The sequence below is a fragment of the Paraburkholderia franconis genome, assembly GCF_009362735.1.
GTDB lineage: Bacteria > Pseudomonadota > Gammaproteobacteria > Burkholderiales > Burkholderiaceae > Paraburkholderia > Paraburkholderia franconis.
Genome location: NZ_WHNP01000006.1, coordinates 23,652 through 48,394 on the forward strand (window position 1 = coordinate 23,652; position 24,743 = coordinate 48,394).

Genomic DNA, 24,743 nt, shown 5'->3' on the forward strand with positions numbered 1-24,743 from the left:
CTCAATGCATTCACGAAAAGCCGCTAGTGGGCGGCGTCTGGTCAGGTGGCGATTAGCGCGGAATGATGGTCAGCGCCTTCAGCTGCGCGAGCGAGGCGGTGATCGCCGCGGCGCTCATGCCCGTCGGCCACACCAACTCCGAAGAATTGACTTCGGCGAGGCGCACAACCACCGCGCACGGCTTGTCCGCGCTCGTGACGTCCTTCGTGGCGAACAGGATGCCGCTCGGCACCTGCGAACCGTCGACGTTCGCGGGATCGAACGGCTTGTACTTGCTCGAGCCGGCCGCGACCGTGACCGTGAAGCTATCGCCAGCGGCGAACGCCGTGCCGCCTGCGGTGATCGTGAACGAGAGACCGCCGGCTTTGAAGGCAACGCCCGTCGTGCCGTGACCGACTTCAGCACCCGTCGGATCGGTGACGACGAAGTGCGTCGCATCGTCGAACTCGACCGAATACACACCGGCCTTCGCCGCGTAACCCTGCACGCTCAGCGAGCCGATCGTGCCGTTGCCGGTGTTCGTGCCGGCCGCCGAGGCGATCGACGGATTGCCCGGCGTCGCCGTGGTCGTCAGCGTGAACGAGTCGCCAGCCGCGAACGGCGTGCCGCCAGCGGTGATCGTGAAGCCGATGCCGAGACCGCTGAAAGCGCTGCCGACGGTGCCGGTGGCCGTTTGGCCGTCCGGTGCCGTGACCGTGAATGCCGACGAGCTCGTGAGCGACACGAGATACGCGCCGATCATCGTCGCCGGCGCGGCCTGCGGCGTGATCGCGCCGAACGTACCGTTGCCGGTGTTCGTGCCGAGCGCGGCAGCTGCTGCTGTCAGAGCAGACAGGATGGTGCCGAGCACCGTGCCAGCCAAGACCTTGACGCCACCGGTCAGCGTGCCCTGCTCGATCGATTGATGGCCGTTCGCCTGCGAGACGAGAAAGCCACCGTTGTGCCAGTTTTCCTGAAACGGCGTGTAAGTCGGATTACCCATGGTTCAGTTCCTTTGGGGCAGAATGGTTGATTAGCGGCGGTGCGGGTTTGCGGCCTTGAGATTCGCATCCCAGCGTGCCGCTAATGCTTGCTGCTGAGACGGTTTAGCGCCGCCGTCTGCACCAAGGTTCGGGTTTCGCGCGGCACGATTTGCATGCGCCGCAGATGCGGGAGCGGGCGTTCCTTCGAGCAACGCGAGCGCCTCGCTACGCTTCATCTGGCCTTTGAATGCCAGATTTGCTGCGAGAACAGGGTTGCGAGCAGCAGCCGGCGATGCAAAGATCGCTGCGCAGCGAGCACGCTCGCGTCGACGCGCACGAGCAACGGCGCTCTTGCCGCGCATTTCGTCGTCATCGTCATCAGCCGCCGGATCGCTATCCTTGTCTTCTTCGGCCCGACGAGATTCCTCTTCCTTCTGGCGTTCTTCCTCGGCCTTGCGCGCCTCCTCTTCCTTGCGCTCTTCCTCGGCTTTCCGCGCCTGCTCTTCTTCGTCGTCGAGCTCTTCCATGCGCTTGGCGTAGTCGTCATCGGACTCGCCGTCACGCTGCTTGCGCTCGTCATCCTGTTCCGCCGCACGTGCAGCACGCGAAGGCAAACCGGCGAGATGGGCGAACGAGAGCCCGCGCGCCGCGAGGGTGCGAATACTCATGTGTAAACCTCTTGGGGGTGGGAAATGTCAGCCCAGCTCTGTGAGCAGGGATTGAAATGCCTCGTCCGGCGCCATCACGGCGTCGGCGAAGCCTATCTCGACGCCAGCGGCACCGAGAAAGGTGGTTGCCTGCGTCTTACGAACGACGTCGGCGGAAAGATTACGATTGCGAGCAACCGTCTGAACGAACAGTTCGCCCATCTCGTCGACTTCAGCCTGGTACCGGTCAAGCGCCTCTTTCGAAAGCGGGTTGAACTGATTTCCGTCAGCCTTGCGATCGCCATATTTGATGATCGTGACGGTCAGACCGGCTTTGTCGATCGCCTTGCTTTGATCGACGTGCATGCAGATCACCCCCACACTGCCAGTTCCGCCGGTCCGCGGCACGGTGATCTGCTCGCACGCACTCGCGAGCGCGTACGCAGCGCTAAATGCCGACTCATTGAGAATTGCAAGCGTCGGCTTGATGCTGCGCGACTCGTAGATGAGGTCCGCGAGATCGAAGCAGCCAGCAACTTCCCCGCCCGGGGAATCGATCGACAACACGATCGCCTTAACCTGCTCGTCGCTCAGCGCAGCGAGAAAATTGTGGCGAATCGCGTTGTACCCAAGCATCCCGGAGGACGGCCGCAGGTTGCTGCTCTTCTGAACCAGTGTCCCGGAGACGTCGATTATTGCAACGCCTTGGTCCAGGTCGTACGGCGTTTCCTGAACCTGCATGCTCTCGTCGTCATCCCACTCGTCGAAAGCCATCGGCTTCACGACGAGCGGCGCACCGCCAGCGAATTCGACATCAGAGATCCCGAACCGACCAGCAAGCACCCTTGCGATCACCTGCCCTTTGGAAGGATGAACGGCGAGCGGCACGTCGAATACGCGGGCCGCCGCGAACGGATAGGTTTTCATTGCGGTTGGGGTTCCTCAGGCGGATCGGATGCATCACTCGCGTCCTTACCGCCGGTCCAGTCCGGCAACGGAATGCCGTGCTCTTTAAACGTACGGATTTCAATGGCACGCTGAGCAATAACTTCCTCCCAGTCGCGCCCTTGCTCCGCTGCTTCGTCGCGAAGAGTCGAAAGGCCTATGTCCATGCCAAGTGCGGCACCCTGTCGTTCCTTAACAGGATCGACCCATCCGCGCGCTACTCCGAGCCATCCGCAACGAGCATATGCGGTCGACGCCTCAATGAACTCTGGCGCGCCGTTCGGAAGCACAGATCGCAGATCTCCACGCTCCATTACTTCCTGCAGCCAAGTCGCAAACATCGGTGTTGCAGTGCCGATCTTGAATTCGGCGCTTCTGCGATTGAGCGTCTTCCAACTTTCAAGCAACGCAGCACGCGCGCTCGAGTAGTTGGTCTTGCTCCAGTCCTGAGTGATCTGCTCAGCAGAGACGCCGAGCGCAGCTGCGATCGAGCGCAGCATCTCGTGCGCGAACTCGCCGAAACCACTGTGTGGATGCGCCGCGGCGACCTGCTTGATTTCTTCGCCGGGTGCGAGCGTCGGGACGCGGACACCGTTGAGCATCGCAGGCCGCTCTTTCGCCCAGTCAGCGCGCAGCTCCTGGTAGTAGCCCATCTCCTGCTCGCCGCCGTCGGAGTCCATGGCGGCCTCGATCATCGCGGGATCGTATGGGCTTGTAACGTACGTACCGAAGATCGTCGCGACAGTCGCCGCCTGCAGTTCAACGCCGTAGTACCTCGCAAGCATCTTCGTGTGTGACAGCACCGGCGTGAATATCCCGATGCCTCGATTCTGTCCGGCTCGATCACGCTCAAAGTCGTGAATGACTCGGCGCCAACCGTCGTCATCCTCTCGAACGACGCGCTCCCACTCCATCGACTGAGGCGCGTTATATGTATCGTTCTGATGCGCCTTGCGGATGTGATACGCGATCGGCACGCCGTCGTCGTCAACCTCTACGCCGCCGCGCAGATACTTCGTGTCGACCATCTGAAACGGGTTAGATAACCGGTCAGGATCGACAACAAGAAAAGCCGTCGCGTATTGCGCAGCGCCACGCCCGATGCGATCTGGAAACCAGTGATTGACGATCAGATCTTCACCGTCGATCAGTTTGTGACGGAGCGCCAACCGCATTTGCTGCGATGCCGTCAACTGCCGCGACACGTCATTCCAGTGCCCAAGATCCTCTGAATAGACACGCCAGAGAGCCTCTACTGCCTTTCGGAATTCATCGGCCCAAACCGCATCAAATTTCTTGCTGAACAGTCGCAGGTATTGCCAATCCGGATTCGACGAAAGGCGCAGATGCGCCCCTACCGTATTATCGAGAATACGAGTAATGCCGCCGCTCGCCCAGCCATCATTCCGGGCGAGATCACGCGCACGCGCGACCATGCGGTCGCGCCAGTAGTTGATTTCCGAGTCCGGAGAGCGGATCACCGGATACCAATTACCCATCTCCGGGGTGTCGACCCGTGACGCCTCATACGGATAGGCGCTTCCGTATGGCTGCGCCACGCTACCCGGAATGGCCAGCGGCGCACCAGATCCGGAATCTGCGCGCGCACGTCCGCCGACTGGAAGATCCGCGAACGGCTTGCCAGTCGAATCGACGAGGAGTGACATCAGAAAAAGATCCTGCGAGCGCGGTGATAGTGCGGGATGATCCCGAGGGCTTTCTGCAGCATCTGAATGCTGCGCATAATCTGAGCGAGGTCGCTCTGTTGATACGTCACCGACTTCGTGCCGTCGCCCTGGTTGTATGTGGCGCTCACGAACTTCGCACCTTGCGACAGGTCGAAGTAGGCAGCCTGCAGCGCCGCTAGCCTCGACTGCATGTCCGCAGTACTCATTCCGTCCGTGATAGCCATTTCGTTCCTAAGCGAGTCGGCCCGTCAATTTCTTTCGGGCTGGTTTAGCTTCAACCGGCGACGGCGCCGATGACGGCTGAGCCTCTGGCTGCACCGCTGGTTGCGGCACCCATGCCTGCTGTGAAGCGTCGTAATCAAGCGGCTGCGCTACGAGATCCGCGCGGCGATTCAGCTTCAGGCCGAGGTGCGTCAGACCGCACAGCGCGGCATACGCATACACGCGGCAGTCGAGCGCTTCGTTCGCGCGCCCCGACGGCAACTCCCATACCCGATACTTCTGACCGCCCGAGACCTTCACGACAGAGCGCTCCGACGTGAGCTGCGCGAAGTAGCCGATGTCGCGGTCGTTCGGGAAGTGCATGAAGCCCGCGCCAGCCTCTTCGACGTGCAGCCGGTTCCGGATGGTGTCCTTCGCCGCGTTGACGCCGATGATCACCGGCCGGAAAGACGCTTTCGTCTTTCTCGTCGGTCTCTTCACAGGCCAGATCGGATTGCGCTTGCCGCTGACTGCCGACTCGCCCTTGATCGCCCAGACCTTGCGGCCTAGACGAGCCTTCGAGAAGTCGTAGACCTTCTGCGTATGGTGGCCGCCGGAGTCGATACACACCGCCATCGCTTCGAACGGTCGCCCGTCCGCGCGATGCCATATGCGATTCAGCAGCGCGTCGAGTCGATCCCACGGATCGGGCGTTTCCATGTCGCCCTCGATCACCTCATAGGCAATCGACCAGCTTTCTTCGTTGCGGCCCCAACCGACGACTTCGACTTCGAAGCGATAGTCCTGCGTGTCAACGCCGATTGTGATCACCGCGACGCCGTCGGGCACTTCCGCCGCCCAGCGTTCGCCGCGCGCGACCAGTGCGTCGAGCTTCAGCACCTTGCCCGAGTTCGGGCGGTACGGCATGCCGGCCTGCGTGTTCCACCAGGTCTGTTTCTTCTCTTCGTCGCCGTGCGCCTTCAGCCATTTCGCTGCAATGTCTGACGGCTTGTCCTTCTGCCACGGGCTATAGAGCTTGCTCGCCTGGAATCCAGCGTGCTCGTTGTCGACCTTCCACTCTCCGCATTCCGGGCACTTGGCGCGATACACCGCGTGGCGATCGCTTTCCCACCAGTCCCAGACTGTGTCGATAGCCGCGGTGGTCGTCGCCTCACGCGAGTCTTCTGGGCCGCGCCACGCGCGCTCATATGCGTCGAGCGGAATATGCCGCGATCCGCAGCACTCGAATGACCGCGTTTGATGCCAGCGCGCGGTCTGCAATGCTCGCAGCCGATCGCCTTCCGACCAGATTTCACCGCACGATTCGCAAGCGATCCGCGCTGTCTTCGGGAAGTGCTCGACGACGTTGCCGCTTTCGTCGCGACGCTTGTCCCAGTCGACGTGCTTGAAGAAATCCGGGAACATGCGATGCCCACAGTGCGGGCACGCGATCGACGCGCGGCGCTGATCCGATTCCTTGTAGCTGGCCTCGATCCGGCTCTCGTCCTCGACAGTCGGGGAGCACGCGCGAATCGACAGCCAGTTCACGCCAAACGTCGCCGTCCGCTCTTCGGCCAGCGCGATCGGCTCACCTTCGCGCGTCACCGGATACTTGTCGACCTCGTCCGCGAGGATGACGCGCACCGGGCGCCGCGCAAGGTTGTCGGGGCTGCCAGCGCCCGCGAGCGCGAGAAAGCCGCCGGGGAACGCCTTAAACAGCAGCGTCTCGTCGGCATTGCGTGTTTTGCTCGTGCCTACCAGTTCGCGCAGCGCGGGCGTGACACGGATCAACGGGCTGATACGTTCCTTACTGAACTGCTCGGCAGCGTCCTCTTTCGGTTGAAGCAACAGGATCGGGCATGGATCAAGGTGCGCAAAGTATCCGAAGACGTTTTCGAGCAGCGCAGTCTTCAGCAGCTGCGTGCTCACCATCGTCGTGATGACGTGCACGCCGGGCTCGGTCACTGCGAGCATCGGCCCGCGCGCGACTTCCACCGTCGATGTTTCCCAGTTGCCGGAGGTGCTCCCGGCCTCCTTCGCCAGCTTGCGGAACTTGTCCGCCCATGCCGGCACGCTGATGCGCGGCGGTGGCGTCCACGCGCGCCGAACAGACGCACGGAGCCTGTCAGCCTTCCCTTTCGGAGAAATTGGCTTCAGGTTCGCCGAGCTGGGCGATTTGCTTGTGGACATGCGCGGTTAGAGCCTCGACAACTCGGTCGGCCTCGACACCTAGGTCGGCCGCCAAGATCGGACCTACTCTGGTCGGCCAGTTAAGCCACGCATCGCGCTGCGCCCGGAACTCCTCGAAGAGGATTGCTGTTGCGGTATCCAGCTCGACGAGCGACCCGGACTTGCGTTCGTACTCGAGCTGAGCCATCAGCCCGAGATAGTTCTCTTTGAAGCAGCGAGCCTCATCGAAATCCATCAGCTCGACGTTGCCGGAAAGGATCTGCTTCGCCACGTCGCCGGCGCTTTCACCAGCTTCGAGCGTTACCCCTTTCGCTGCCTGGGTAACAGGCTGCCGCTTGTTACCTCTTGGCTTCTTCGCTGCGGGCTCGGTAACAGTGGGCACGCCGTCGCGACGATAGCGCTTCAGCAATTTGTTCGACGCCTCAACGTCGACCTCATCGCCCGCAAAGACGAGCCAGCCGCGCTCCTTCCACTTCGTGACCGTCTTCCGACTGACGCCGTGGAGTGCCGCGAACTCGCTCTGATTCATCGCGCGATCTGTTACCTGTTACCCAATTTTGAAAATTCAGCGCTGGTCGAAAAGCGCGGTGCGCAGTGCCCGCGCATTCGGAAGGGCGCCGGAAGGACCCATCAGGCCCCGTTTCCCCTGCTTTTCGTTGCTTTCGCGCAACGTTTGTATCATTTCGTTGCGCATTCGCAACACCATTAGAGCTTCGCGGTTGCGATCGCCTCTCGCATCGCGGTGTCGAACTCCCGCTCGAACGTTGCGTCCACAACCTCGAAAGCCCGCTCGCCGAATTCCATGTGTTGCCGCACCGGACGCGCATCGCCGAACCGGACGAGCAGCTTGAGATGCCCTCGCGGGCTGCCTTGAACGACAGAACCGCGTTTGCCTCGCACCTTCGTTACACGAGCAGATGGAGGGCGACGCCAAACGCCGCCGATCGTCTCGCCTGACGACGTCTTGATGTTGCCGATGAAGATGTCGGGTCGCGCCTGCAACCGCTTAAGCGCTGTCTTGCTGAAGTTGCCGTACTGATTTAGCAGGGTCTTGTCTTTCGGGTTGAGCCACGTCCGGCCCGAGCTGAGCAGCTTGTGATTGCCGCCGAACTCAAACGGTTCAAGGTATGCCGCGGCGATGTCCTTAATGAACACGCGCGCTTCGAGGTCGCTCTTGCGTGCGCCCTTCACAGCAACCGAATTGACGGTGAATGGCGTTGGCCGGTCGAACACTTCCGGCATCGCCTCTTTCTCCGCTGCCTGCGCATTCTTCGCGACGGCTGTCAGCGCCTTTGCTGTCGCGAACGGCAGTTGGTGCTTCTCCAGATCGTTCAGCGACTTTGTCAGCCGCTTCAGGTCGTCCGAAACACTGATCTGGAACACGGTTGCCTCAGCGTTTTAGCCAAGCGGCGGGAAGCGCTTCACCGTCTTGCGGACCGTCGTATAACGGCACATCGAGCATCAGACGCGATGGCGCGCCCGCGGGAAAAGCGGTGACCGACACGAGCGCGATCGCCTTCTCAGGCAACAGCGCCGCATCGGTCGTCGCATCGGTGATGATCGCCGCCACCTTCCGCTTGCCGTTCTGCCAGATCGACGAACGCATCAATGCGATCTCGCCGACAAGGGCGTCCGCATCGATTTTCTTGGCGGCACGTGCCATTCAGTCACCGGAAATAAAAAAGCCAGCGACGAAGGCGCGCTGGCGAATCCCGCGACTCTCGGCGCAGGAGGAGACATTCGAAGAGAGTTACCGCGCTCGGCCCGCATGGCGCGGCCCGCGATCGCGGCGCGCGACCGATTGCATCACCCTCACGTCGCCCCATTCTCACCGGGCTTAGTGCCCAGATCGTTGCGGTGTACCGCGTCCGGTCGCAACACCAGAGCGCGGGAATGGGGCAGCGTGAAGATGCTCATTCCTCGCCTTCGATTTGCTCGGCGAGATCCATGTATGTCTTGCTCAAGCCGAGGAAGATGGTACTGAGCAGGAGCAGCCATGCAGTGATAGGGTTCATGCACATTCTGGCGCTCCAATGCAAAAAGCCCGCTTCGCTTTCGCGTTGCAGGCTTCGTTTAGGCGAACACATCCATTGATCAGTGGATGTGGGTGTCGTCAAGGACACTACCGTCATGCGGTCGTTGTCTACGAACCACATTTGCAATGCTGAGCATTGCCGACGACTCAGGGCGGATTGTATGCGCGTGCGCGCGTAGGCGCAAGCACGGCCGATCCTCTGGAGGCAAGGTTTTTGCGGTTGGGCGCCGCAATTGCCCGCTACGGATGACCCGCAGTAATCTTGCACTCTATATATGGCGCGGTTTTGCGGATTGCCGTTCGCCACTTTTCCGCCACTTACTTTGTGCTCGCTTGAGAATCAAGCCCTGCGAGTGATGCGATTCTCTGTTGCGCGCGCGCCGCAGTGTCCAGATTCTCTTCGAGGTAATGCATCGTCGTGCGGACGTCTTTGTGCCGCAGCACTCGCTGGATCGTCTGCACGGGCACGCCCTCTTCGCTCAGCAACGTGGCGAATGTGCCGCGCAGTCGATGCGGAGTCAGCCCGTCAATCTCACATGCGGAATTCGCGGCTTCGATAGCACGGCGCGCGAAACCGGGGCCGAACGGTCGACGATGCTTCGCCTCTACGATCGGCCCAGCCGACCGACGCAGAGGGCTGAGGTATTCGACCAGCCAGTTTGGCAGTGGGACGGGCGCCGCCTCGCGGCCCTTGGTTCGACCCGGCGTATAGACGCCGCGGTCCCAGTCAATCCATTCCCATCGAGCAGTCAGCGTTTCCGACTCTCGCAGCCCGATGCCTATCATCATCCGGACGGCAATCGAGACGCCCACCTCGCCTCGGTTCCCCGCATCTATATTAGAGAGCCACGCGGCCATTAGCCTGACCGGCAACATCGTGCGCGGTCGCTTCTGGACTTTCAGCAGCTTCACAGACCATGGGATGGCCGGCATGACTTTGCGGCGCACAGCCCAGTTGCAGACGGTCTTCAGCATCTTCAGCCAATGATTCGCGCTGGCCGGCGCGTGTGTTTCGAGATGCTGGATTCGAGCCAATTCAACCTGCTCGGTGGTGATTTCGTCGAGCAGCGCATCGCCCAGATCATAAAGATGCAGGCGACCAAACGTCTCGACATTCTTGATGTGCGCGGGACTCGCGGTAGGAGCGTGGATCGCGACCCATTGGACAACGAGCTCGCGCAATGTCGGCACTGGCTCATCGCCGCGGGCCCATAGTCTGGTCCTGCTATACGCTCGCGCGGCGACGGCGTCGGCCTTGTGCTTCACCTTCTCCCGCGTGCTGCGCTGCACGCGTACGCCGCTGATCTGGAATCGATAGTGCCATACACTACCGACGCGGAAGAGCTGATAACCCAAGCGTGGCCCCTCAGTGAGAATCCTTGAGCAGTTCGCGCACCTTGCCTGCTGTCGCCGCCGAAGCGCCATTTAGACAGATCAGCACGTCATCAAACTTCTTCGCATGCTTTGACCACGATTCGACCGGCACACCCGCCGCGAGCGCACGCTCGGCGTCGCTGTATCGCTTCGCACCGCTGCCGTTGCATTTCGGGCATGTATCGACGTGCCCACGATCGGTGATCGTGCCAACCCCGGCGCATCGATCACATGCATCAAGCATCCACTCCCTGAAAGCAGCCGTCGAGAGACGCTGCGCGTACGTGCGCTCCACGCGTAGACGGGCCTCTACCTTCTTCGTGAGGAGCAAGACCGCGCGCCGGCCCGACGCTGCGTCGTTGCAATACTTCGAACGCCACAGCGCAGAGCCCAACGGGTCCGAGAGGCCCAGCGCCGTCAGGCGGTCCACCGCGCGCACGAAGTCAGCTTCCCAACGAAGATTGCTCGATTGCGTTGCCGTCACCACCTGATCCTTTACACCCATGAGTGAACTCCCTTCTTCGTTGAATTTTTTGCATCTCGGCATTTCGTAGACGTCGGTCCGCGCCTTCTGCATTCCGATGCTGCACACGTATTTCGATGTCCCACCCCACCAGCTGCGCTCCAGTTGATTGCAGCCCAAGCAGGTGCGGTTTTGCTTCTTTTCCAGCACGACGGCCGGGTCACGAAAGTCGCCTCGCCTCATGCACGCATCGCCGCGGAGCGGTATTTCGAGTACGGTCCGCGCACGTAGCGATCGAACCGCGCCTTTGCCTCAGCGCTATGGTCGAGCTGCGCGCGGCTCTCGATGCAGCATCGCGCACGAATGAACTCGGCGGCGTCGCGCGGCGTGTTCGCTGGTTGATTGATCGAGCGCATCCATTCAAGGAACATCGGCTCTCCCGACCACTGGCCTGCCAGGTTGGATAGTGGACCGCCCTTCACGCGCGCCATCATGCCGGTCTCCAGTACTTCAGACGGCGGATCTGACGCATGCCTGATCGGCGCGGCCGGCGCCGAGTGCGAGCACCGAACAAACGTCGGAGCGCGCCAAAATTGATCGCGCCAGAGATTTCGAATGATCCCGACCAGCCGTTGACCGGCCATTCGATGCGATTCGACGCAACCGGATCGCCGTCGACGGTCAGCGCCGACCCATTGAGCGAGCCGACCTGGTATTCATGGCCCCCAATGACGAGAGTCGCACTTCCGAAGATGACGCGGTTCATCACATCACCACCGTGAAAGGAATGCTGTGATGCATGAACCAGTCGATCAGCGAGTTGCGCAGGCCGTGGTTGCGCGGGAAGGCAAATTCGATCTGGATCGCGCTGCCGAACGGCTTCGCTTCGAGCACTTCGATCTCGCCCGCGAACGGGCAACCGTCGAACGCGACGACCTTCGCCTGCGTGATTCCGTCGACGTGCTGCTGGCTGCTGCTGATCAGCGCCTGCGGCACGTCGGCCCATTGGATGTATGCGTGTGCGCTCATGCAGCGACCTCGTCGGGTATTTCGTCATGTACCGGAACGCCGCTGATCGGGCGCAGCCAAGAATCGAGCAGCATTCCCTCCGCAATCATCATTCCGTGGTCGTTGAACCATACCGACTGGTACACGCACCACCATGTGGGTCGCTGATCCCACTCCGCTTCCGGCCCGCGCGGTGGAACAAATCGCACGACATCTACGATCTTCCCGTCCAGCGTCTTGCGAGGGAACGAGGCAGGAACGACGATGATTGCCATGTCACCCGGTTTGCAGTTCATGGTTGATCCCTCACATCCCACTCAAGATCGCCGCTCGCGAGGAATGCACGCAGCGAGTTACGGTTCCAATTGATTGGCACCTCGACCGGATACGTCCCGTCCGGGTTGAACATCCGGCCCGTCGCATTGACGCTGTACTTCTCCGGCAGATACACGTCCGCGTAAATCCAGTTCGCCGATCGCCTACCGTTTCGAACTGATCGCACCGGGCCGCGCAACCGAATCACGAGACATTCGAACGTCTCGTAGTTGTCTTTCCAGCCGCGGCCGTGCTGAATCGACGGCAGCGGCATCCTTACCAGCAGCCTCAAGCGGCCTCCGCCACATTGGTTCGGATCAGTACGCCTATCAGCCATGTGCTCGGGTCACCGACCAGCCCATCGCGCGACGGATGCGGATCAAAATAGATCTCGCTTCGACGGCCGATCACGCAGTGCTGCGTGTCAGCGCGTCGCGGCGATGCGCCCGTGATGGTGTGGAAGCAGTCAGAACCCGCCATTTCCCAATACGCCGCGTCGGTGTATGGAAATTCCAGAAAGGCCAGTCCGCGCTTGCCGAGCCACTCATTTGCGCGTCGGCACCACTTCCCGTCGTCGTCATCGCCGTTGCAGAATTGAGGCACTTCGGCGATCGGGAGCGACAGCAGGGACGCGATGCAAGCGGTGAAGCAATTGCCGTATTGACCGTTCTCCGGGTCGTGCAGGATTGTTTGAGTCGTTGGCGTCACGCTGCCTCCGGTAGTTGAATTCCCATCTTTCGCGCGCGCACCGGTTCCCAGCGCTCGTACGCGCGATCCCAAACGTCGAACTTGACCTGTTTCGGCGTGCCAACGCGGTTCTGGTCGATCCACGCATGGCACGGCCCGCAGCCAGGCACCGTGTAGATGTTGTCTGCCTTACGCGCGCCGGCGTTGCCGTGTCGACTCTGATTCGAATGGCAGTCGACAACCGATTCGTGCGCCCAGCCGATCGAACAGCACACACCAGGCACCAGCAGATAGCACTCTTCGCCGCGGCAGGCGTCGATGAAGCGCTTGCCTTCCGCGACCGTTGGCTTCTTGATGCGCCGCTTCATCGCTGTGTTGCGCTCGAGCGTCTTGCGATCCGCCGGCGCGAATGGCTTCGGCTGCTTGCGCTTGAATCCGGTGCGCGCGAGCGGTGCTGAACGCTTCATGCGTCGCAGCCCTTTCCGATTTCGCCTGGATTGTCTGCGGCCGTGAACCGTTGCCAGTGCACCCAACCAGCCGTCGGGCAGTGAAAGCCCCAATGCCGATAGCGCGGGCCGGTGATGAATAGCGTCCAGCACTCGCCATGTGTCAGTTCGATGCGATGCGCAAAGCTGCCGAACACCCGCAATTTCCACTGCCCAGCGCGGCGCTCCGTGCGCACGTTGATGCCGCCGGCGTCGATGGTGTGCTCCGTGTATGTGCCACGAAGCAGAATCGACAGATTCGTCCAGGGGTGATCGTGCAACGCGCAATCGTCGTCACTGCGCATGAAGCGGTGCAAGTAGACGTTGAAGAAGCCATTGCGAGGGATCACCCACCAACGAAACAGATAGGGATTGAAGACGCTACCGATCACCACGTCAGGTACGCGACGAGCAATGCGCGCAATCAAGTATTCGGCGAGCTTCATGCAGTCACCTGGTTGATCAGCGAGAAGAAAGGATTGCCATTGCCAGCGCGGATGCGTCGGCGCTCCTGCGCATCGCGATTGGCCGCCTTGATGGTCTTGCCGGCCGGGCGCTCCGCATCCGGGCCGCCGCCCAGTTCCCACAGCCCGCAGAAACGGCCGTACGTTGACATGCGCGTCCATTCACCGATGTGGAAGGTCCGGCCTCGCGCTTTGGCGAGTGCGCATTGCACAGAATTCGGCGTCGCGCCGACGATTTCTGCGAGTTGCGCGGAAGACAGCCTCCGGCCGTCCTGCAACGCGTCCTCGCATGCACGGGCGATCCACGAATAGCCGAGGCGGCCGGTGCGCTTTTTCGTGCCCTGAATGCCGAGGCGCTGCGCCTCGCCCTTCGCCGCGAGATAGCCGCGATGAGGCAACAGACGCGCCACGGCAGACTTGATCGATTCGTCGCCGCGCCAGATCTTTTTGAGCGTCCGGATTTCTTGCGGAGACCACACTTCAGCGGCGCGAAGCGCAACGCCGATCCGGCTCGAGTGGTTCTTCGCGGCTTCCCATGTGCGGCCCGGCAGCCGGTGCATCTGCGAGATCAACGTCAAATCTCTTTTCGCGATTTCCGCGAGAATTGCTTCTTCGGCGGGGCTCCAACGACGTGCGCCCATTACGCTGCCTCCCCGTCCAATTCCATCACCTCGACCTCGACACGCGGTTCGCGGCCGTATTTCTTCGTCGCCACCAAGTCGACGACCTGCGAATCGTCCTCGTAGACGATCTCGTTCATCGCGTCCTTGACTGCCTTTACAACGTTGTCTGTGTCGGGCTTGTTCGTCGCGCGGATAAGATCCTGCGCGGCCTTCGTCTGACGCAGCTTCGACCAGCTCTCGGGGATCGGCAGATAGATCGAGACCGTCAGCGCGACCGGACGACCGAACGGGATGCTTCCGAACATCGCTGCCGTCGCAGCGGCGCGAATCTTCGACTCGTACGATTTCGTCTTCTTCGGTGTGCGCATGCGGACGCCCGTATCCGTTCGCGACGCGCGCGGCCGCCCTTTGGCAACCGGCTCGCCTTCCACCGTGAAAGCCACCGTGCGTTTCGCGATCGGCTCGTGCAGTGTCACGGCGTCGAAATCGTCAGGCTCGGCGACCGGGGCATTTCCCGTCTTGCGCTCGATCTCGCGCTCGGCGAATCCGACAACGCGCGCCGTGCCGAACTTGCCGCCTTGAATCGCGCTTTCCGGGTATCGGAGTGCGTTTTTACTCATCGTCGTCACCATCGAGCACGTCAGCCAGCCATTTATCCATGCAGGGGATGCAGACGTAGCTTCGGCCCCAAAAGTCACCATCGACGAGCGCGGTTTCGAAGCGTGCTAGCTCGCCAGGCTGAATCAAGTGGTTGTCGCCGCCATGAGGGTTAGCGCCAATGAAGCACGCGTGCGGCTTGCGCACCTTGACGAGCTTTACCGTGCGACAGCGGATCTCGGCCTCGTCGCCCTCGAATGGGTCGTATGAGAGGTAGTCGCTCTCTGCGTATCGAAGTGATGTCTTGCTCATGCCGCGAATTCCTCAAACAGGCCGGCTTGCACCGGTGCGCACGCCAAATCACGCGCAGCCTGCTCAACGCGTGCGCACTCGTGCGCGATTCGTGCGCGGGCAATCTCGACGTATTCGGGCGTCATATCGATGCCGACAAACCGGAAGCCTTCTCGAATCGCCGCTTTGCCCGTGGATCCGCTGCCCATAAAGACATCGAGGACCAGACCGCCGGCGGGCGTCACAAGCCGGCACAGGTACGCCATCAGATCGGTCGGCTTGACAGTCGGATGAAAGTTGCCGTTACGCTCTTCCCAATAGGCCATCTCGCGATCGCGCATCGTTGCTTCCGTCTGCACAGCAGGCGTATCGCTGCCGCCAATGCCTTCGTTGCGATCGGCGCGCGATGCCTTGGCGCAGTAGAAGAAACGCGCTGCCGAACCCGCATCGAGCCGACGCGCACCTGGCTTCATGGCGAAGTTCGTGCCGCCAACGTTCGCGTAGCGGGTTTCGTGCGACCCCTCTCCGACTCGAGCCATCGCGCCATACACGTTGGATGTCTTCGGGCTTGGCGCGGTCGCATTGACATCGGCGAGTTGACCGGGCGCATCCGGGAACACCTCGAGTACTTCGTCGCTTCCGTCATGAACGACATTCGCCGGCCACCGGCCACCAACGTCGCCGACGCGGCTTGCGTCGATGTTCAGAGCGCCAGTGCCGAAGCGAATTACGTTGTCGGCGACCGAGCATGCGAAGGGCTTGCGCGCCATGCAGATCGGCTCGTGCGCCGGTTTCAAGGCGGTCCCCCACCCTTGCCAGTCTCCTGACAGGTTTTTCGACTTCGGGAAGCCGGAGCCGTAGATCCACATGATCTGGTCGCGGATCTCAAACCCTGCGTCCTCAATTGCGCACGTCATGCGGTGATACGTACGCGATCCGGCGAATGCGAGCAGGTGACCGCCTGGTTTCAGGACGCGTAGACACTCTGCCCAAAGCTCGACGCGATGCGCGATGTCGCCGCCATCCCAAACCTTACCCATGAAGCCCTTGTCGCCAATGCGGGCACGAGCGTGCGGCGTCACCGGATTATTCGTGCGGGCGTGGCTGCCGCGTGATACCTGAGTCAGGTGATATGGCGGATCGGTCACGATCGAATCGATCGACGCGTCAGGCATCGTCCGGAGTACGTCCAGACAATCGCCAAGGTGAAGTTCGAATTTTTCGCTCATGCTGGTTTGTCGCTGTCCACGTATCTGCGCAGTTCGCGCCGCTGTATCTCTGCTGCCTCGTCGCCGTGCTTCTGGCGTATTGCCTCGATCAATGCGTTGCCGATTCCGTAATGCCCTTCACGCGCGCCGAGCACGGCGGCTTTGAATCGCTCCCAGCATTCAGAACGGGATGTCATCCGGCTTGAGCGTGAACGTCGTCCGGAGCATGTCGTCGACGACGCGGCTGTCAGTCGATGCGAGCACGAAGAACTTCTGGCCGCGATGAAGGCGCGCGAGGCGCTCTGCTTCGTTCACTGCGCTTTGCCGCGATTGATGCTTAAAAGACGGGGGCGTTTCGCCGGTTGGTGACCAGACGAGGAAAAACGGGTTCGGTTCGATCAGGATCGTGCTCATGCAGCCTCCGCGAGCGCGGCTTTATCGCGCGGAATGTCGTTGAAGTAGCGATAGAGGCCGTCGTAGTGGTCGTCGCCGAAGCGCGCCGCGTCGCGCAGCATGTCTTCCATCCATTCGCCCGGCCCCGACGCCTTCACGACGCGAGCCTTGAATCGCATGAAGACCTCGCCTTCCTTCTGCGTGACGCCGACCCGCTTTCCTTGCTCGGTGACCCCGGCCGTCGTCTTGTGCCAGTCGGAGGGAATCATCTGAGCGCCGCCTGACTGCTGCGATTCCCCCTTGACCGGGAACAGGCCAGTCCAGCCACGCAGCGCGGCTTCGTTGATGCAGGTGACCGGGTCATGCCCCTGATCGCGCAGCATCGCCAGTTTCTGGAGCGATACCTTCGCCGCGACGCGCGTCCATGGAGCATCGCCGTCAGCGTGCTTGGTCTCTCGGTGCTCACACCAGTCGTCCCACGACGCTTGAGGCAACCACTCGGGCAGTTCGGTTGCTCGCAGTTGGACATGCAACGCAATTCGCGACGCACGTCGCGCGGGTTGACGGTTACCTGATGGTTCTTTGACGGTTACTGACGATTCGGGTGCAATAGCTGTTGCACCCTTTTGCGCTTCGTTTTGCACCCTTTCCTGTTCCGGATTGCACCCTTTCGTGTCTCCGTTTGCACCCTTTGCGTCTTCTGGAATGGGTGCAATTTCTTCACCCTTTTCGTTATCCACAATGGGTGCAAGATCTGCACCGTTTAGCCAGTCAGGATTGATGCGGTACTCGCGGGACTTACCCCGGCCGCCCTTGCCTTGACCGACAAGAATCAGCCAGCCGGACTTCTCCATGCTGCGCAGCTGATATTGGACAGCGCGCTCCGACTGGCGTGTCTTCTCGGCCAAGCTCGCGATGCCTGGGAAAATGTGGGTGCCGTCGTCGTGCGCGTGATCCGCCAGCTTCAGCGCGAGAATCATCTCGCCGCCGCCGGCCGGATAACGGTCGAAGACCATGCCCATGACCTTCACGCTCATGCGCCCACCACCGGCTTCGTGGAGAGCAGCTGGTGGCTGGTCTGCGTCGCGAGATCCTTGCGAGACCCAACGACGAACAGGCGCTTTGCGTCCAAAAGTTCACGCACTCGACCGCAAACTGAACCCAATTTCAAGTTGGTGATCGAGGCGATGTCTTCGCGCGTCAGTGGCGGGCGCCCCGCGCGAAAGGCGTCCAGCACCATCTTTTGGCCTTCGGTCAAATCCTTGACGGTGAGCGCGTGATACGCGTCGCTCTGTGTTTCGGCGACACGGCGGCCCGAGCGCGGGCTGAAGATGTCCGTCTGCATGGCGGATCTCCGGGGGTTAGGCGGCTTTCTTCGCGAGCTGCGCTTCGTACTGGCGCTTGCTCATCTGCTGAATCGTCGGCGCCGAGCGCTTCACGCCGCTCGGGTGCGTGTCGACCATGTAGAAGCGCTGCGCGCGTTCCTGCTCTTTCGCGCCGATGTGCGGCATGCGGTTACTCACCTTCGACTGCTTGCGCGAGACGAAGCGGCGCAACGCAGACGCGCGCGGGCGATCGTCGGACAGCGTGACGACTCTCGAATCGCCGAGCGAACGACCGAGCGACGCGCCGACACCGGCAAGAAGCGACGCACCAAGAATTGCAATGCGGTTCATGGGTGATCTCCTTCGGCTTTTGCCGCGTAGGACTACTAATCGGAAACATAAGGCGGCTGGCATTCCAATCGCCTTGTGTTACAGATCAGCTTCTGATCCCCGTCGAGATGACCGCGTTTCAGCGGCCATCCCCTTTAATGCTTCGTTTCCTGGCGTGAATCGAGTAGCAGATGGCCCACAACTCGGAATGCTTCTGCCACTTCGGGCTTTTCTGATGCTTGTTTTTCAATTCCTTTCAACAGTTCGTCTTTGTCATTGCCCCCAACCTGCTTGCGGGCTTCCTCTATGGCCTGTCGGCCTATCCGAAGAGCCTCGCCGTGTGTCATTTCATGGCGTCTCCTGTCTGTGAATCACCTCTTCCATCAGCGTCAGCATCGCCATGCGCGAAAGCCATTGCGACACCGCGCGATTCCCCACAACACGCTCGAAGTCGGCGACCAGACGCGCCGGCAGATCCTGCCGAGGCTTCCCGTGACGGTCGACGGCTTCGCGGTTCAGCATGTTCGACATGTGCGACGTCTTCACGTCGAGCAGCTCGGCCAGCGTTCTTTGCGTCATGCCGCGCACTGCCCTGTGCTTCCAGGCAAGGATGACGGCATCACGGAAAGACGCGCATGCAGCGACCTGATCGCGCGGAAGAAATTGCGGCTGACGAACCTGCACCGACGCCCCGTAGCGCTCGTGCATCACCGGCTCCAGAACAGGTGCAGCGGCCTTATGCGGCGTTTGTTCCATCTGCATCGTTAGGTCCTATTGAAAAAAACAACTGATTTACGACTGGAGTTACGACTCGGCCTCGACTTCAAATGAAGGCGTCGCATTGACGCCTTCATTCCATGACCGACCTACTGAACTGCGCTGGCTCGCGCCAACTTGCTGCTCTTCTTCACCCCGCCGACCGGCGGTTGAACGTCGTCGGAAGCGTCCTGCTTCGCCGGCTCGACCAGCTCCGGCCAGATCGACTGCCAGTCATCGGGCCGCAGCATCTGGCGAGTTACGAGTCCGTTGGTAGCCTGCTCGATCGGGGTACAGTGTTCGATGGGTACCTTGCGGCCTGGAGACATCCACTGATGAACAGCGCCCTTCGTGACGCCGAGCTTTTCAGCAAGCGCTTTAAAGCCGCCTACTTCGGCTGCGGCAATCGCTACGGGGTGCTTATTCATGTGGAGAGCGGGCAATGAGTGATGTCCGAATCAAGTATAGAGATTCTAGACCTGAAAGTAAAGAAAATCGCGACCCGTCGCGTTTAGATTTCCTATACCCTCCGCGCATGGAAATGAGAAACTGGATAAGGTCCGCCCGCAAGAAAGCCGACCTAACACAAGAACAGCTCGGCGAAAAGCTCGGTGTGACCAAAGGAAACGTGTCTGCTTGGGAGAATGGCAGGCACGAGCCGAGCTATGCTCAGATCCAAGAGATTTCGGTCGTTACCAAGTACCCGATGCCGGACTCTCAGCCAGGCGCCTCCGCGATGGCCACCCTCGACAGCAAAGATGTCGCAGAGCGTGTGCAGGAGATGCTGACGGAAACAGGCATGGACGCAGCAGCTTTTGCTGCTAAAGTCGAGATTCCTCTGGAGAGGGTGGAGTCATGGCTTAAGGGAGCGGCGATCAGTATTGTGGAAGCCGTCGCTATCCAGAATGTTTTTGGCTACAACAGTGCCTGGGTGCTAGCCCATGTGGGCGAGAAAAAGGCCGCTATCCAGTACAACGACGAGTACCGGCCGAAGGCACTCGGTAAAAGAAAGGCACTTGCGGTGGTGGGAATGGCTCAGCTGGGCGACAACGGTTTTTGGGCGGAAGTTGAATATCCGGTCGGTCACGGTGACGGGTATATAGATTGGCCGACGACGGATCCGGACGCGTATGCGATCGAATGCTCGGGCGAATCGATGCGGCCTCGCATCAAGCATGGCGAGTTCGTCATCATCGAACCTAATCACCCTTTCCAGCCCGGCGACGAAGTATTGGTCAAATCGAAGAACGGCCGCGTAATGGTCAAGGAATTGGCATACAAGGCTGCCGGCCGCTATACGCTTCTTTCGGTCAACGAGTCTCACGGGCGGATCACACTCGAGGAGAGCGAGATCGACAAGATTCACTACGTGGCCGGCATCGCTAAGCCATCCATGTGGCGGCCGGACTGACGGTCAGTAGCGGCCGGGCATCAAATACCCTGTAACTCTTCCCCGCTTCGGCGGGATTTTTTTTGCTTGTTACAAATTTTCTCGCACGCCGAGTCTCGATTTTCTTGACTTCTATTGTCTAGTTTTTCTATACTTCATCTCAAGCGCTGATTCATTGGCGCGGACGTGCGGAGTGGGCTAAGCGGTGGGGATTGCATGCAGTCCCCAGTACTTAGCCCGCATCTCACCCTACCTATTGGCGGTTGCCTGCGGGGAGATTGAGATGAGCGTATTAGCCCAAGACCTGATCGAATTGAAGCGACTCGCCGACGGCGGCGCAGGCGCACTCACCGAACACCTCCTTCGCGAAGTGGCAACCAACCTGATCGCTCCCGGCGTTGAAGATCAACGCGGTGGACTGTAAGGAGTGTTTGAGATGGAAGCCCGACAACCGCAGCACACCGCCAAGACGCGTACGCGCGACGAGGTGGACTTCTTTACGCGGGGCATGTGATGAACCGCGTCCACTGCGACAACGCCCTGCTCGCTTCGTGCGAGCGCACGTATGACACAGTACTGATGGCCCTGAAGGCTTTCGCGCTCGGCATCGTCATCGGCGGTGTCTGGTACATCGGCGTTTCGATTCGCGCAGGTGCTTTCTGATATGCGCGACCTTCTGAAACTCTGGTTGTCGGCCGCGATCGTGCTGGGTGGTTGGGCGCTTCTCGCTGGCGCGCTCGACCAGGCTGACGGACATAACGCGCGCTGCAGCGTGGTTCGCTGCACCTGATCCCGAAAAGGCTCACCAATGGATACGCTCCTGATTTTCTTCTTAGGTGTCCTGACCGGGTTGGTCATTGGCATTGGAATCATCGTCGCGGTGATGTCGATGTGCAACGCAGGCAAGTCGCACGACATCGCCTTCGGAGAATACGACAGCGGGAGCGGCTATCCGCGTCACGAAGCATAAACCGCAGTCCTTCACACACGGAGTCAATCAATGAAGAAGGCTTTTACGCAGACCCTCATGGAGTTGCGCGGGGGCGCAGTCGTCGAAGAGGCGACAAATGAATTGAACACGCTGGTCGCGATGGTTCGCGATACCGGCAAGTCCGGAAAGATCACGATCACCGTCGAGGTGAAGCCGTTCGCAAAGGTGCAGGACGCGCTCGAAGTGACCGGCAAGGTCGTCGCGACCCTGCCCCGCGAGAAGGAAACCGCCGAGGTGTTCTTCCCGACCGTCGAAAACAACCTCTCGCGCCATAGCGAGCGTCAAACCGAACTGCCCGGCATCTCGCTGGCAGACAGCCCCCGCGTCGCGCTCGGCTAAGCGCGCAGCAATTCCCTCCACCATCAAAACCAAAACGGATAAGACATGCTCAAAGATTTCCAAGGCGAACGCGACGTCGCTGCAATCCTCGCTGCTGGCACCACGCTAGCCGGCGCACAGAAGAGTCCGCTCGCAGACGGCGTCCCTTTTGTGGTTGTTCCCGAAGGCTACAAGGTCGAACACGTCTTCGAGCGCGACGAAAGCCCGGCACGCGCAATCGGCCTCGTGAAGCTCCGCGACGTGAACAGCTTCGTGAACTACTTCAATCGCCAGAAGCGTCCGGAGAGCCTGATTTACGCATCGCTCGACCCGGCGAAGATTCTCGGCGTGATCGACGACCACCGTGCGTACGGTACCGAATTCACGAATGAAGACGGGGCGAACTGGCGTCAGTTCCGTGTCGAGTTCGCTGTGCCGGCCTCGCGCGAATGGAAGGTCTGGACGGGCAAGGATCGCAAGGCGCTCAACCAGCTCGAGTTCGCGGAACTGATCGAAGACAACCTGCCCGACATCGTGACGCCGGACGGCTCGACGATGCTCAGCGTCGCGCTCAACTTCGAAGCCAGCAAGGAAGGCAACTTCGTGTCGGCCGCTCGCCTGCAGGATGGCAGCACGAACTTCGTGTGGAAGGAAGACGTGAACGCGACTGGCAACAAGATCGCGATGCCGTCGCAGATCACTCTCGAAATCCCGGTGTTCGAAAACGGGCAGCCCTCGCCCGTCGAAGCCCGCATCAAATACCGCGTCAAAGACGGCGCTCTGACTATCTGGTACGAGCTCGTGCGTCCGCACAAGGTGCTCGAAGCCGCGTTCCGCTCCATCTGGTCGCAGATCGAAGAGCAGACCCAGACGACGATCCTGCTGGGTTCCCCGGAGTAACTGCGAGTGCGGCGGCTCCCCCGAGCCGGCGATTTGAGGGCGCAGTCTCGGCCCTCTCTTTTTTGGACACTGACATGACCTGCACGCAAGAACGATTCGAACGAGACGTCGCTGACCATGTGATGACGATCGTTCGCGACGATGGCGTCGACCGATACATCAAGTTCCGCAACAAGGACGGCGAGTTTCCGTACTGGTTCGAGATCCTGACGTGGCCCGGCGCACTCTGCATCCGCGGTGACTGCGGAACGTATGTGTTCTCGCGTCTGACGGACATGTTCGAATTCTTCCGCGCCGGCATAGGCAACGACCCGAGCAAGCTTCGTATCAACGAAGGGTACTGGTGCGAAAAGCTTCAGGCGGTGAGCTGCAATGGCTATGGCAAGGGCCGGGCGCAGGAGTTCAGCGGCGACAAGTTCGCTGCGTACGTGAAACGCGACTTTGAATCGTACTTCGAGCGTCACCACGTCGATGCGCAGCGCAAAGCCCATCTCTGGCGGGAGATCCAAGACTATGTGCTCGATTATGTGGGCGACGGCTACGAACTCGGGCCGGCAGCCACTCTCCTTCACGAGCGCACCGAAGAATTCCCGCGCATGTTTGAAGACTGCTGGGAGTGGCACTGCGACGAGTACACGTTCCAGTTCATCTGGTGCCTGTACGCCATCGCGTGGGCTATCCGCCAGTACGACGCGGCGAAGGCCTTGCCCGCTGACGCCGACACGAAGACGTTCGTGGAGCAGGCATCGTGAAAGAGCGTCCGCTCCTCTTCAGCGGCCCGATGGTGCGTGCTCTGCTCGATGGCAGCAAGACGCAGACTCGTCGCATCGTGAAGCCGCAGCCTGACTTCGAGACTGCCCGCAACGCGCTCGGCGGCGACACGAGCAGCACGACGGTCGCCTACGACGGCACGATGGGCGGTATCGGCCTGAAGCGCGGCAATGCGATGGGCTACGTGTTCCCGAACATTCACTGCCCATACGGCAAGCCTGGCGACCGTCTGTGGGTGCGCGAAACGTGGGCGCAGCCGACGACGCTTGATCCGGGCCCGACCGTCTATCGCGCCGACTATCCCGCGTGCGTGCCAGCCGGATTCGAGAACGTCCCGCCGGCTGAGGCCGCCACGTGGAAGCCTTCGATCCACATGCCGCGCGCGATGTCCCGTCTCACGCTCGAGGTGACCGGCGTGCGCGTCGAGCGCCTGCAGAGCATCAGCGACACCGATGCAGCCGCCGAAGGCGTCGAGAGCCTGCGCAACGAGGGCGAATTCTGGAAGAACTACCAGACGTCTACCGCTTCCTGTGACTACCTCACCTGCCTGAGTGCGGGTGAGTCGTTCCGGACTCTGTGGGACGGCATCAACGCCGCTCGCGGTTTCGCGTGGGACGCCAATCCGTTCGTTTGGGTCATTCACTTCCGGAGGATCCAGACATGAAGCTGTGCCCCACGTGTCGAACGGAAAAAACGGTAGACGCGTTTTACGCGGACAAGCGCAAGCGAGACGGACTCAAGTCGCAATGCAAAACATGCCATATCGCCGGGAACATTCGGGCGCGCGATCCAGAGAAGAAGCGCAACACGAACGCGGCGCATATGGCGCGAGCGCGGGCGATGGAGCCCGAGAAGTTTGCCGAGCGCGATCGAATCGCCAGCCGTAACAGGGTTCGTGATGAGCGCGTTCTAGCGCGGGTGGCGCTGAACAACGCAGTCAAACGCGGTGACATCACGAAACCTGACTGCTGCGAGACATGCAGCTCTAAGGATTCGCTGCACGCGCACCACGATGACTATTCGAAGCCTCTCACCGTTCGTTGGCTCTGCCACGCCTGCCACGGCAAAGAACATCGTAAGGAAAGGATGGAAGCATGAGCAAGATCGTCATGACCTTCGCTGACAAAGGCGACTTCGCGGCGCTCTACGCTGCCGAGCGGTGGTGTGCGGATAACGGCTACTCGGTTGGATCTGGCTGCGCCGGCATGCCTCGCGGATTGCTGCGCGGCGAGTGGGTGATCGCCAAGTGGCGCAATCTCACCGGCCAGGAGCGCGCGGATCTCGACGGCCAGATGACCGGCGACTTTCGCAACGGCCCGGTCACCGTGACGGTTAAAGAGTGATCGCCATGCCAATGAGAGCGCAACCGGCATTACTCGCAGGCGC

General features: G+C 61.0%; 41 protein-coding genes. 10 read left to right on the top strand and 31 right to left on the bottom strand.

All coding sequences use genetic code 11. The features are described 5' to 3' along the window. Positions 1-52 precede the first annotated feature (52 nt). The 31 genes from GCT13_RS08215 to GCT13_RS08365 form a co-directional block, all read right to left on the bottom strand. Entirely contained in the window at positions 53-982 is a 930-nt protein-coding gene (locus GCT13_RS08215; RefSeq protein ID WP_152756784.1) for a head decoration protein, read from the bottom strand. 30 nt (positions 983-1,012) lie between these two features. Then, positions 1,013-1,630 (bottom strand): hypothetical protein, encoded by a 618-nt coding sequence (locus GCT13_RS08220; RefSeq protein ID WP_152756787.1) that lies wholly within the window; start codon positions 1,628-1,630, stop codon positions 1,013-1,015. 27 nt (positions 1,631-1,657) lie between these two features. Further along, the gene (locus tag GCT13_RS08225) at positions 1,658-2,536 is read right to left on the bottom strand and encodes a S49 family peptidase (RefSeq protein WP_152756790.1); all 879 of its coding nucleotides are present in this window, start codon (positions 2,534-2,536) and stop codon (positions 1,658-1,660) included. Further along, positions 2,533-4,221, bottom strand: a complete 1,689-nt coding sequence (locus GCT13_RS08230; RefSeq protein WP_152756799.1) for a phage portal protein — start codon at positions 4,219-4,221, stop codon at positions 2,533-2,535. The genes GCT13_RS08225 and GCT13_RS08230 overlap by 4 nt, the downstream gene beginning before the upstream one ends. Beyond that, positions 4,221-4,466, bottom strand: coding sequence for a gpW family head-tail joining protein (gene gpW, locus GCT13_RS08235; protein WP_152756802.1), 246 nt, complete (start codon positions 4,464-4,466; stop codon positions 4,221-4,223). Before gpW ends, GCT13_RS08230 begins: the two co-directional genes overlap by 1 nt. A 7-nt stretch (positions 4,467-4,473) precedes the next feature. Beyond that, positions 4,474-6,516, bottom strand: a complete 2,043-nt coding sequence (locus tag GCT13_RS08240) for a phage terminase large subunit family protein (protein ID WP_321574252.1) — start codon at positions 6,514-6,516, stop codon at positions 4,474-4,476. Positions 6,517-6,568: 52 nt separating this feature from the next. Further along, positions 6,569-7,162 (bottom strand): hypothetical protein, encoded by a 594-nt coding sequence (locus GCT13_RS08245; protein ID WP_152756804.1) that lies wholly within the window; start codon positions 7,160-7,162, stop codon positions 6,569-6,571. Positions 7,163-7,198: 36 nt separating this feature from the next. Continuing rightward, positions 7,199-7,327 carry a hypothetical protein gene (locus GCT13_RS50535; protein ID WP_265335280.1) on the bottom strand — a complete coding sequence of 43 codons (129 nt, stop codon included), beginning with the start codon at positions 7,325-7,327 and terminating at the stop codon, positions 7,199-7,201. An 11-nt stretch (positions 7,328-7,338) separates the two neighbouring features. After that, on the bottom strand, positions 7,339-8,016 hold the full coding sequence (locus GCT13_RS08250) for a hypothetical protein (RefSeq protein ID WP_321574253.1): 678 nt from the start codon (positions 8,014-8,016) through the stop codon (positions 7,339-7,341). A 7-nt stretch (positions 8,017-8,023) separates the two neighbouring features. Further along, a complete protein-coding gene (locus GCT13_RS08255; RefSeq protein WP_152756806.1) occupies positions 8,024-8,296 on the bottom strand; it encodes a hypothetical protein in 273 nt (90 codons plus the stop codon). A 690-nt stretch (positions 8,297-8,986) separates the two neighbouring features. Beyond that, complete coding sequence (locus GCT13_RS08260) at positions 8,987-10,024, bottom strand: tyrosine-type recombinase/integrase (RefSeq protein ID WP_227746764.1); 1,038 nt, start codon at positions 10,022-10,024, stop codon at positions 8,987-8,989. A gap of 10 nt (positions 10,025-10,034) precedes the next feature. Further along, the gene (locus GCT13_RS08265; protein WP_152756810.1) at positions 10,035-10,715 is read right to left on the bottom strand and encodes a hypothetical protein; all 681 of its coding nucleotides are present in this window, start codon (positions 10,713-10,715) and stop codon (positions 10,035-10,037) included. Between the two features lie 29 nt (positions 10,716-10,744). After that, on the bottom strand, positions 10,745-10,999 hold the full coding sequence (locus GCT13_RS08270; protein ID WP_152756812.1) for a hypothetical protein: 255 nt from the start codon (positions 10,997-10,999) through the stop codon (positions 10,745-10,747). Further along, positions 10,996-11,271, bottom strand: coding sequence for a hypothetical protein (locus GCT13_RS08275; RefSeq protein ID WP_152756814.1), 276 nt, complete (start codon positions 11,269-11,271; stop codon positions 10,996-10,998). The genes GCT13_RS08270 and GCT13_RS08275 overlap by 4 nt, the downstream gene beginning before the upstream one ends. After that, entirely contained in the window at positions 11,271-11,534 is a 264-nt protein-coding gene (locus GCT13_RS08280; RefSeq protein ID WP_152756816.1) for a phage portal protein, read from the bottom strand. The genes GCT13_RS08275 and GCT13_RS08280 overlap by 1 nt, the downstream gene beginning before the upstream one ends. After that, positions 11,531-11,809: a hypothetical protein gene (locus tag GCT13_RS08285; RefSeq protein WP_152756818.1), complete on the bottom strand. Its 279-nt coding sequence runs from the start codon at positions 11,807-11,809 to the stop codon at positions 11,531-11,533. Before GCT13_RS08285 ends, GCT13_RS08280 begins: the two co-directional genes overlap by 4 nt. Continuing rightward, positions 11,806-12,102, bottom strand: a complete 297-nt coding sequence (locus GCT13_RS08290) for a hypothetical protein (protein ID WP_152756820.1) — start codon at positions 12,100-12,102, stop codon at positions 11,806-11,808. Before GCT13_RS08290 ends, GCT13_RS08285 begins: the two co-directional genes overlap by 4 nt. Before the next feature lie 14 nt (positions 12,103-12,116). Continuing rightward, the gene (locus tag GCT13_RS08295) at positions 12,117-12,536 is read right to left on the bottom strand and encodes a hypothetical protein (protein ID WP_152756822.1); all 420 of its coding nucleotides are present in this window, start codon (positions 12,534-12,536) and stop codon (positions 12,117-12,119) included. Beyond that, positions 12,533-12,982, bottom strand: coding sequence for a DUF1364 family protein (locus GCT13_RS08300; RefSeq protein ID WP_152756824.1), 450 nt, complete (start codon positions 12,980-12,982; stop codon positions 12,533-12,535). Before GCT13_RS08300 ends, GCT13_RS08295 begins: the two co-directional genes overlap by 4 nt. Continuing rightward, positions 12,979-13,446, bottom strand: coding sequence for a hypothetical protein (locus tag GCT13_RS08305; RefSeq protein WP_152756826.1), 468 nt, complete (start codon positions 13,444-13,446; stop codon positions 12,979-12,981). The genes GCT13_RS08300 and GCT13_RS08305 overlap by 4 nt, the downstream gene beginning before the upstream one ends. Continuing rightward, the gene (locus GCT13_RS08310; protein WP_152756828.1) at positions 13,443-14,105 is read right to left on the bottom strand and encodes a hypothetical protein; all 663 of its coding nucleotides are present in this window, start codon (positions 14,103-14,105) and stop codon (positions 13,443-13,445) included. Before GCT13_RS08310 ends, GCT13_RS08305 begins: the two co-directional genes overlap by 4 nt. Next, a complete protein-coding gene (locus tag GCT13_RS08315; protein WP_152756830.1) occupies positions 14,105-14,707 on the bottom strand; it encodes a RusA family crossover junction endodeoxyribonuclease in 603 nt (200 codons plus the stop codon). Before GCT13_RS08315 ends, GCT13_RS08310 begins: the two co-directional genes overlap by 1 nt. Beyond that, positions 14,700-14,996 carry a hypothetical protein gene (locus tag GCT13_RS08320; RefSeq protein WP_152756833.1) on the bottom strand — a complete coding sequence of 99 codons (297 nt, stop codon included), beginning with the start codon at positions 14,994-14,996 and terminating at the stop codon, positions 14,700-14,702. The genes GCT13_RS08315 and GCT13_RS08320 overlap by 8 nt, the downstream gene beginning before the upstream one ends. Then, positions 14,993-16,204, bottom strand: a complete 1,212-nt coding sequence (locus GCT13_RS08325; RefSeq protein ID WP_152756835.1) for a DNA-methyltransferase — start codon at positions 16,202-16,204, stop codon at positions 14,993-14,995. Before GCT13_RS08325 ends, GCT13_RS08320 begins: the two co-directional genes overlap by 4 nt. Before the next feature lie 159 nt (positions 16,205-16,363). Further along, positions 16,364-16,597, bottom strand: coding sequence for a hypothetical protein (locus GCT13_RS08335; RefSeq protein WP_152756839.1), 234 nt, complete (start codon positions 16,595-16,597; stop codon positions 16,364-16,366). After that, complete coding sequence (locus GCT13_RS08340) at positions 16,594-17,613, bottom strand: helix-turn-helix domain-containing protein (RefSeq protein ID WP_152756841.1); 1,020 nt, start codon at positions 17,611-17,613, stop codon at positions 16,594-16,596. The genes GCT13_RS08335 and GCT13_RS08340 overlap by 4 nt, the downstream gene beginning before the upstream one ends. Next, entirely contained in the window at positions 17,610-17,921 is a 312-nt protein-coding gene (locus tag GCT13_RS08345; protein ID WP_152756843.1) for a hypothetical protein, read from the bottom strand. Before GCT13_RS08345 ends, GCT13_RS08340 begins: the two co-directional genes overlap by 4 nt. A gap of 16 nt (positions 17,922-17,937) precedes the next feature. Next, the gene (locus tag GCT13_RS08350; RefSeq protein ID WP_152756845.1) at positions 17,938-18,252 is read right to left on the bottom strand and encodes a hypothetical protein; all 315 of its coding nucleotides are present in this window, start codon (positions 18,250-18,252) and stop codon (positions 17,938-17,940) included. A gap of 134 nt (positions 18,253-18,386) precedes the next feature. Beyond that, on the bottom strand, positions 18,387-18,578 hold the full coding sequence (locus GCT13_RS08355; RefSeq protein ID WP_152756847.1) for a hypothetical protein: 192 nt from the start codon (positions 18,576-18,578) through the stop codon (positions 18,387-18,389). Position 18,579: 1 nt separating this feature from the next. Beyond that, positions 18,580-18,993 carry an XRE family transcriptional regulator gene (locus GCT13_RS08360; protein ID WP_152756849.1) on the bottom strand — a complete coding sequence of 138 codons (414 nt, stop codon included), beginning with the start codon at positions 18,991-18,993 and terminating at the stop codon, positions 18,580-18,582. Positions 18,994-19,097: 104 nt separating this feature from the next. Next, positions 19,098-19,415, bottom strand: a complete 318-nt coding sequence (locus GCT13_RS08365) for a transcriptional regulator (RefSeq protein ID WP_152756851.1) — start codon at positions 19,413-19,415, stop codon at positions 19,098-19,100. Between the two features lie 14 nt (positions 19,416-19,429). On the opposite strand from GCT13_RS08365, the gene GCT13_RS08370 reads away from it, so the two are divergent. The 10 genes from GCT13_RS08370 (at position 19,430) to GCT13_RS08405 (ending at position 24,700) form a co-directional block, all read left to right on the top strand. Then, on the top strand, positions 19,430-20,398 hold the full coding sequence (locus tag GCT13_RS08370) for a helix-turn-helix domain-containing protein (RefSeq protein ID WP_152756853.1): 969 nt from the start codon (positions 19,430-19,432) through the stop codon (positions 20,396-20,398). 262 nt (positions 20,399-20,660) lie between these two features. Further along, positions 20,661-20,801 (top strand): hypothetical protein, encoded by a 141-nt coding sequence (locus GCT13_RS08375; protein ID WP_152756855.1) that lies wholly within the window; start codon positions 20,661-20,663, stop codon positions 20,799-20,801. Positions 20,802-20,890: 89 nt separating this feature from the next. Next, positions 20,891-21,040 carry a hypothetical protein gene (locus GCT13_RS48240; RefSeq protein ID WP_193727607.1) on the top strand — a complete coding sequence of 50 codons (150 nt, stop codon included), beginning with the start codon at positions 20,891-20,893 and terminating at the stop codon, positions 21,038-21,040. Between the two features lie 145 nt (positions 21,041-21,185). Next, positions 21,186-21,347 (top strand): hypothetical protein, encoded by a 162-nt coding sequence (locus GCT13_RS48245; protein ID WP_193727608.1) that lies wholly within the window; start codon positions 21,186-21,188, stop codon positions 21,345-21,347. Between the two features lie 102 nt (positions 21,348-21,449). After that, positions 21,450-21,707, top strand: a complete 258-nt coding sequence (locus GCT13_RS08380) for a hypothetical protein (protein ID WP_227746765.1) — start codon at positions 21,450-21,452, stop codon at positions 21,705-21,707. Between the two features lie 45 nt (positions 21,708-21,752). After that, the gene (locus tag GCT13_RS08385) at positions 21,753-22,586 is read left to right on the top strand and encodes a YfdQ family protein (protein WP_152756859.1); all 834 of its coding nucleotides are present in this window, start codon (positions 21,753-21,755) and stop codon (positions 22,584-22,586) included. A gap of 74 nt (positions 22,587-22,660) precedes the next feature. Further along, on the top strand, positions 22,661-23,338 hold the full coding sequence (locus GCT13_RS08390; protein ID WP_152756861.1) for a hypothetical protein: 678 nt from the start codon (positions 22,661-22,663) through the stop codon (positions 23,336-23,338). Next, positions 23,335-24,021 carry a hypothetical protein gene (locus tag GCT13_RS08395; RefSeq protein ID WP_321574254.1) on the top strand — a complete coding sequence of 229 codons (687 nt, stop codon included), beginning with the start codon at positions 23,335-23,337 and terminating at the stop codon, positions 24,019-24,021. Before GCT13_RS08390 ends, GCT13_RS08395 begins: the two co-directional genes overlap by 4 nt. Further along, positions 24,018-24,455 carry a hypothetical protein gene (locus GCT13_RS08400; RefSeq protein ID WP_152756863.1) on the top strand — a complete coding sequence of 146 codons (438 nt, stop codon included), beginning with the start codon at positions 24,018-24,020 and terminating at the stop codon, positions 24,453-24,455. Before GCT13_RS08395 ends, GCT13_RS08400 begins: the two co-directional genes overlap by 4 nt. Further along, positions 24,452-24,700, top strand: coding sequence for a hypothetical protein (locus GCT13_RS08405; protein WP_152756865.1), 249 nt, complete (start codon positions 24,452-24,454; stop codon positions 24,698-24,700). Before GCT13_RS08400 ends, GCT13_RS08405 begins: the two co-directional genes overlap by 4 nt. The last annotated feature ends 43 nt before the right edge of the window (positions 24,701-24,743 follow it).